The following is a 1340-nucleotide window of genomic DNA, read 5'->3' as shown; positions in this document are numbered from 1 at the left end:
GTATCTCTACGATTTTCTGATGTGTCCGGGCATAATCCCGTTGTTGTGTTAAGCATCGTATTTTATCTTGACATTCCTCTATCGTGACGTTTGCGCTTCGCAGCTTCTCTTTCTCGCTCCGCAATGCTCTGTCTGCCAGCTTCAAGTCGTTCTTTAATGCTTGAATATTCCCGGCTCTGTTCTCTTTGTTTAATTTCTCGTTCAAGGTCAGAGATTCGTTGAGCTGCGTCTTCAGTTCCACGATAAGCTGGTCTTTCTGTTCCAACTCTTCTTGTATCTCCTCGGTCAAGAGCAGAAGTTCTTCCAACTGTTCGGCGTTCTTTAATTCTCTGGATTCGTTCATCTATATCACGTCCTTTCNTCGTTGAGCTGCGTCTTCAGTTCCACGATAAGCTGGTCTTTCTGTTCCAACTCTTCTTGTATCTCCTCGGTCAAGAGCAGAAGTTCTTCCAACTGTTCGGCGTTCTTTGATTCTCTGGATTCGTTCATCTATATCACGTCCTTTCCTTATTTGCTGTTCCAGTTCAGCAATTCGGTGTTCTGTTTCAGTAATAAACTGTTTTCGCTGTTCAGCTTCTGTGCCAATATCTGCCATTGCTGATTTTCGTTTTCCAAAAGTTCTATCTTCGTTTTCTGTTCTTCCATCTTGGAAAGCAGTTCCTCGGTATTTGGCAAAATGTTGAGCAGCTCGGATAACTCGCTGTTTAATTTTTGCAATTTCTGATTCTGTTCCTGCATAAGAGAGAGTTGGGTGTCCCGGTTCTGCATTTCCAGAAGCATTTCTGCCATTAAGGTCTGCTGTTCTTCGATTTGCCCAATCATAGATTCCATTAAGGGTATAATTTCCCGGCTTTCTTCTAATGTCATTTAATCGCTCCTTCCATAATGATAATGCACCAGATACTTTCCCAAAGGTGTCCAGTATCTTTTGCAATAACGTGTTTTGTTGTTTTATGATTTGATTTTCCGCTACTTTCCACGAACCTTTTATTTCCTGCCCGGCAAGAAACTTTTGTTCAATCTTTCTTGCGTCAGCGCCTTCATGGATGGTAGGAATCTGGAGTTTTCCCTGTTTTTCATAAGAACGGTGATCGACCTGATTATGCAAAGGCAGATGTTCATTACACACCTTTGCCCACTCGCTCCGCCACAGTTCACAGTTTTTTGGATTGTTCCATCCCGTAGCATCGGTCAGTACCCGTTTCCATTGCAGGCGGTTTCTTGCACCAATCTTCTGGATTCCGTTTTCATCTAATACAGGGATACGGATTCCATGACGGTCAGGGTTTTTCTTATCCTGCCACCAGTTCGGATGGGATTCATCAATCACGATATTTCCG

Annotated in this window: 1 protein-coding gene and 1 pseudogene; both read right to left on the bottom strand. The window is 43.2% G+C overall.

The genetic code is table 11. The features are described from left to right. Positions 1 to 343 (bottom strand): annotated as a pseudogene (locus GT508_RS14505) (DUF6040 family protein); the annotation flags it as partial. Continuing rightward, entirely contained in the window at positions 344 to 1330 is a 987-nt protein-coding gene (locus GT508_RS14380) for a MobA/MobL family protein (protein WP_442873220.1), read from the bottom strand. It abuts the pseudogene before it with no gap. Positions 1331 to 1340: the final 10 nt, after the last annotated feature.

Source organism: Dorea sp. BIOML-A1 (assembly GCF_009875615.1).
Classification (GTDB): domain Bacteria; phylum Bacillota; class Clostridia; order Lachnospirales; family Lachnospiraceae; genus Dorea_A; species Dorea_A amylophila.
Note: the sequence above shows the minus strand (reverse complement) of the source record. Positions and strands in the feature narration are given on the sequence as shown.